We start from the raw sequence: 5,818 nt of genomic DNA on the forward strand, positions 1-5,818 counted from the left end.
GGCCGCCGCCGCGTCCGGCCCGGGTTTCGCCGCGGGGAAGGCCGCGGCCGACCGCGCCGCCGCGCAGGCCCCGGCCGGCAATCTGCGGGCCCGGCTCACCTCCTTCGTCGGGCGGGAGCGGGACATCGAGCGGATCAGACAGGACCTCGCCGAGGCCCGGCTCGTCACCCTGGTGGGTCTGGGCGGCGCCGGGAAGACACGGCTGTCGCAGGAGGCCGCCGAGGGGGCCGGGGAGACCGCACCCGACGGCGTGTGGCTGGCCGAGCTGGCCCCTGTGGACACCCCGGAGGCCGTGCCCGAAGCGGTCCTCACCGCGGTCGGCGCCCGCGAGACCGTGCTGCGCGGCGCCGGCGCGGAGGAGCTGCGCGCGGTCTCCGACCGGCACGACGACCCCGTCGCCCGGCTCGCCGAGCACTGCGCCCGCCGCCGCATGCTGCTGATCCTCGACAACTGCGAGCACGTCGTCGACGCGGCGGCCCGCCTGGCGGACGAGCTGCTGGCCCGCTGCCCCGGCCTGACCGTGCTCGCCACCAGCCGTGAACCCCTCGGCGTGCCCGGCGAGGTGCTGCACCCGGTGGAGCCCCTGCCGGAGCCGGCCGCGCTGCGGCTGCTCGCCGACCGGGGCGCGGCGGCCCGACCCGGTTTCCGCGTCGAGGACGACCCGGAGGCGTGCGCGGAGATCTGCCGCCGCCTCGACGGCCTGCCCCTCGCGATCGAACTGGCCGCCGCCCGGCTGCGCATGCTGACACCCCGCCAGATCGCGGACCGGCTCGACGACCGGTTCCGGCTGCTGACCTCCGGCAGCCGCACCGTGCTGCCCCGACAGCAGACTTTGCGTGCCGTCGTGGACTGGTCGTGGGATCTCCTCGACGACGACGAACGCGATGTGCTGTGCCGGCTGTCGGTGTTCGCGGGCGGCTGCGACCTCGCCGCCGCCGAGGCCGTGTGCGGGCCCGCCGCGTTCGACGCGCTCGCCTCCCTCGTCGACAAGTCCCTCGTCGTCGCCGAGCCGTCCGACGGCGGCGCGATGCGCTACCGGCTGCTGGAGACCGTCGCCGAGTACGCCGCCGAACGCCTCGACGAGACCGGCCGGCGCCACGAGGCCGAGCGCGCCCATCTGACGTACTACCGGGAACTCGCCCGCACCGCCGAGCCGCTGCTGCGTGGCACCGGACAGCGGGCCGCGATCGCTCTCCTCCAGCGCGAGTACGAGAACCTGCGCACCGCGCTGCGCCGCGCCGTCGCCGCGCGCGACGCGCAGGAGGCGCTGTGTCTGGTGCTGTCCCTCGGCTGGTACTGGCAGATGCGCGACCTTCGGCTGGAGGCCCGCTCCTGGTCCGCGGAGGTGATGGCCCTCGGCCCGGACCCGTTCGCCGGGCCGGCCGTCCCCGCCGAGCCCGTGTGGCAGCGCGTCACCGACGCCCCGCCCCCGTACAACGGGGAGGTCCTCGCCGAGGCCTGGCGCGGGGCCCATCTGATCCATCTGGCGTGCATGGACACCGAGCTGGACGCCTGGCAGCGGCCCGAGGCGCAGCACAAGCTGCGGATCATCGCCGAGACCTACCGGCCCGGGATGCCGCAGACCTGCCGCCCGCCCGGTGCCGCCTGGTTCTTCGCCGTCCTGCTGACCGGCGACATGGAACGGGTACGGACGATCTTCGACGCGTCCGTCCGCACCTGCCGCGAGCATCCCGGTTTCGAGTGGGAGCTGGCGATGAGCCTGAGCACCAGGGCCAATCTGACGGCCAACCGCATCGACTGGGCCGGTGACGCCACCCGCGACGCCGACGAGTCGCTGGAGATCTTCGAGCGGCTCGGTGACGCCTGGGGTGCCGCGGAGGCCCTGTCGGCGCGCGGTGAGGCGTACGAGAGGCGCGGCGAGTTCGGCCTGGCCGCCGCCGACTACGAGAGGGCCATCGCCCGCGCCGAACGGCTCGGCGCCCGCGCCCAGGTCGCCGTCCTCACCGCCCGTCTGGGCGCCGCCCTGCTGGAGGCGGGGCGGCACGAGCGGGGCGAGGCGCTGCTGCGGGAGGTCGTACGCAAGCAGGAGCGCACGCAGAACGAGGCGCTGCCCGCCGCCCTGCTCTTCCTGGCGGGCTGGCTGGCCATCACCGACCGCACCGAGGAGTCCCGCGCGCTGCTGCACCGGCTGCGGGAGGAGTGCCGTGTCTCGACGTTCCCGCTCTTCGACGGGTTCATCCTGATCGCCGAGAGCTGGGTGGACACCGTCGAGGGCAGACACCGGGAGGCGCTCAAGAAGGCGGCGCAGGCCCTGGAGCGGGCCCGGGAGCAGCTGGCCCGGTCGTTCGTGCCGCAGATGTCCGCCCTGTGCCTGCTGCTGGCCGCGTCCGCGCTGGCCGGTGCGGACGGCGGGGTGCGCGCCCGGGACGCCGCCCGCTGTCTGGGCGCGGGCCTCGCGCAGCTGCCGCCCGGCCATGTCCCCAACTTCCAGGAACGCGCCGTACGGGAGCATGTGGAACGCGCCGTGCGGGCCGCGCTCACCGACGAGGAGTTCGCCGCGGCCCGCGCCGAGGGCGCCGGCCTCTCCCTCGAGGAGGCCGCCGCCCTCGTCCGGACCGCGCCATGAGCGGACTCAGCTCTTCGTGCGGAACTTGTGCACGGCGACCGGCGCCATCACCGCGGTGATCGCCACCGACCAGGCCACCGTCACCCACAGGTCGTGGGCGACCGGGCCGCCGATCATCATGCCGCGTGCGGCGTCGGCGAGCGTGGACAGCGGGTTGTAGTCGGTGAAGGTCTGAAGCCAGCCCGGCATCGACTCGGTCGGCGCGAAGATCGACGAGCCGAACTGGAGCGGGAACAGCACCAGGAAGCCCATCGCCTGCACGGACTGCGCGTTCTTCAGCACGACGCCCAGGGTGAGGAACACCCACATGATCGAGGAGGCGAACAGCGCGGACAGGCCCACGGTGCCGAACAGGCCCGGCCAGTTGGTGATGTCGAAGCCGACGAGGACGGCGACGATCAGCAGGACGGCCGTGGCGAACAGCATCCGCCCCAGCTCCACGGTGATCTTCGCGAAGAGCACGGAGCCGCGTCCGATCGGCAGTGACCGGAACCGGTCCATGACGCCCTTGTGGAAGTCCTCGCTGAAGCCGGTGCCGACGCCCTGCGAGAGGGTCATGCTCATCATCGCGACCATGCCGGGGATGACGTACTGCACGTACTGGTCCTGGCCGCCGCCGAGCGCCTGCCCGATGGATCCGCCGAACACGTACACGAACAGCAGGGTGAAGACGACCGGCATCAGCAGCGCGTCGAACATCGACTCGGGGTCCTGGCGGATCCACAGCAGGTTGCGCCGTACCAGCGCGCCGGTGTGGCGCAGATGCCCGCGCAGCGTGATCCGGGCGTCGTCGCCGGACCCGGCGGCGGTGGGGGCGGGTGCGGTGGCGGTGCTCATACGGCGACCTCCTGGCGTTCGTCGGCGGGCCGGGTGTCCTGCGGGGCGCCGGCGCGGTGGCCGGTGAGGGACAGGAAGACCTCGTCGAGGCTGGGCAGTTCGGTGGTGATGGAGGCGAGGGCCACGCCGTGCTCGTGGACGGCGCCGACGACGGCGGTGAGCTGCTCGTCGCTGAGGATCGGCACCAGTACGGCACCGGCGTCGGTGTCCACGACGGTGGGGGCGAGCCCGGTGATGCCGAGCGCGTCGAGCCGCCCGGCCAGCGGTCGCAGATGGGCGGGGTCGGTCGGCTTGATCCGCAGGGTGCGCCCGCCGACCTTCGCCTTCAGCTCGTCGATGCCGCCGCCGGCGATGACCTTGCCGCGGTCGACGACCGTCAGCTCGTGGGCGAGCTGCTCGGCCTCCTCCATGTACTGCGTGGTCAGCAGCACGGTCACGCCGTCGCCGACCATGCGTTTCACCTCGTCCCACACCTCGTTGCGGGTGCGCGGGTCGAGGCCGGTGGTGGGCTCGTCCAGGTACAGCACCGCCGGGCGGCCGATCATCGACGCCGCGAGGTCGAGGCGGCGGCGCATACCGCCGGAGTAGGTGTTCACCGGGCGGCGGGCCGCGTCGGTCAGCGAGAACCGCTCCAGCAGCTCGTCGGCGCGGGCCCGGGCGTCCTTGCGGGACAGATCGAGCAGCCGGCCGATCATGTACAGGTTCTCCCAGCCGGGGATCTTCTCGTCCACGGAGGCGTACTGGCCGGTCAGTCCGATGACCCGGCGCAGATGCCGGGGCTGCCGTACGACGTCGTAGCCGGCGACGATCGCCTGGCCCGCGTCGGGTGTGATCAGCGTGGACAGGATCCGCACGAGGGTGGTCTTGCCGGCGCCGTTCGGCCCCAGCACCCCCATGACGGTGCCTTCCCGTACGTCCAGGTCCACCCCGTCCAGCGCCTTGGTCTCGCCGTAGTGCTTGACCAGCCCCCGCACGGTGACGGCGCTTCCCGCACCGCTGGGCTTGTTGTCGATTCGCGTCATGGCCCTGACTGTGTCAGCCCCCACTGACAAGCCACCGACAGCGGACCGACAGCCCGCGCGGGGCGCCGACAGGGCGCCGACAGACCGCCGTCGGGCCGCCGACGGGGGCGGGCGGCGGTCTGTCGGCCCGGCGGCCCTGTGTCAGGACCGCACCGCCTCGGCCTCCTCCGGCAGATGCCCCGCGACGACGCGTTCCCGGGCCGTCGGCAGGGGCGCACGGCGGCGGTCCACCGCGTGGGCAACGGATGCGACGCCCAGGCCGAGCACCGCGAGGGCGGCGCCGGCGAGGGCCGGGGACGTGGTGCCGAAGCCCGCCGCGAGGGCCAGGCCGCCGATCCAGGCGCCGCCCGCGTTGGCGAGGTTGAACGCGGCCTGGTTGGCGGAGGACGCCAGGGAGGGGCCTGCGGCGGCCTTCTCCATGACCATCAGCTGGAGCGGGGAGCCCGTGACGAACGAGGCCGTGCCGAGCAGGACGACGGCGAGGGCGGCCGTCACCGGGTTCCGCATCAGCAGCGGGAACGCGGCCAGGACCACGGCGAGGGAGGTGAGCCCGCCGAACAGGGTGCCCCGCATGGCGTGGTCGGCGAGGCGCCCGCCGAGCAGGTTGCCGACGGTCGCGCCGACCCCGAACAGGGCCAGCAGCAGGGTGACGCTGCTCTCGCCGTACCCGGCGGTGTCGGTCAGCATCGGGGTGATGTAGCTGTACGCCGCGAACAGCGCGCCGAACCCGGCCACCGTCGTGCCGAGCGCCAGCCACACCGGCAGGGAGCGCAGCGCGGCCAGTTCGCCGCGCAGGCCCGCCGTGCCGCCGTCGCGGGGGATCAGCAGCGCCAGCAACGCGATCGCGGCGAGGCCGATCACGCTGACCGCGACGAACGTGGCCCGCCAGCCCAGGTGCTGGCCCATCAGTGTGGCGGCGGGCACGCCCGCGATGTTGGCGACGGTCAGGCCGAGGAACATGAGCGACACCGACCGTGCCTTGCGCTCCGGCGGGACGAGCGTCGTCGCGACGACCGCGCCGACACCGAAGAACGCGCCGTGGGGCAGGCCGCTGAGGAAGCGGGCGGCGAGCAGGGAGCCGCTGCCCGGCGCGAACGCCGAGAGCGCGTTGCCGGCGACGAACAGGACCATGAGGGCGATCAGGACGGTACGGCGGGACATCCGTGCCGTCGCCGCCGCGAGCAGCGGGGCGCCGATGACGACGCCCAGCGCGTACGCGGACACCAGATGTCCGGCGGTGGGGATGGAGATGTGCAGGTCGTCCGCGACATCGGGCAGCAGGCCCATCATGACGAACTCGGTCGTGCCTATGCCGAAGGCGCCGACGGCCAGGGCGAGCAGGGCCAGGGGCATGGGGGGCCTTTCACAGGGG

Annotated in this window: 4 protein-coding genes; 1 reads left to right on the top strand and 3 read right to left on the bottom strand. The window is 73.9% G+C overall.

All coding sequences use genetic code 11. The features are described 5' to 3' along the window. The coding region (locus MTQ10_RS27070) for an ATP-binding protein (protein WP_247472861.1) at window positions 1-2,587 on the top strand (2,587 nt) is incomplete at its 5' end. Between the two features lie 6 nt (window positions 2,588-2,593). Here MTQ10_RS27070 and MTQ10_RS27075 read toward each other — a convergent pair. From MTQ10_RS27075 to MTQ10_RS27085, 3 genes are all read right to left on the bottom strand, one after another. Next, window positions 2,594-3,424, bottom strand: a complete 831-nt coding sequence (locus tag MTQ10_RS27075; RefSeq protein WP_247472862.1) for an ABC transporter permease — start codon at window positions 3,422-3,424, stop codon at window positions 2,594-2,596. Continuing rightward, entirely contained in the window at window positions 3,421-4,446 is a 1,026-nt protein-coding gene (locus MTQ10_RS27080; protein WP_247472863.1) for an ATP-binding cassette domain-containing protein, read from the bottom strand. The genes MTQ10_RS27075 and MTQ10_RS27080 overlap by 4 nt, the downstream gene beginning before the upstream one ends. A 141-nt stretch (window positions 4,447-4,587) precedes the next feature. Further along, entirely contained in the window at window positions 4,588-5,799 is a 1,212-nt protein-coding gene (locus MTQ10_RS27085; RefSeq protein ID WP_247472864.1) for an MFS transporter, read from the bottom strand. Window positions 5,800-5,818 lie beyond the last annotated feature (19 nt).

Origin of the sequence: Streptomyces sp. XM83C (genome assembly GCF_023072675.1) — a bacterium.
In the GTDB taxonomy this organism is placed as follows: Bacteria; Actinomycetota; Actinomycetes; order Streptomycetales; family Streptomycetaceae; genus Streptomyces; species Streptomyces thermocoprophilus.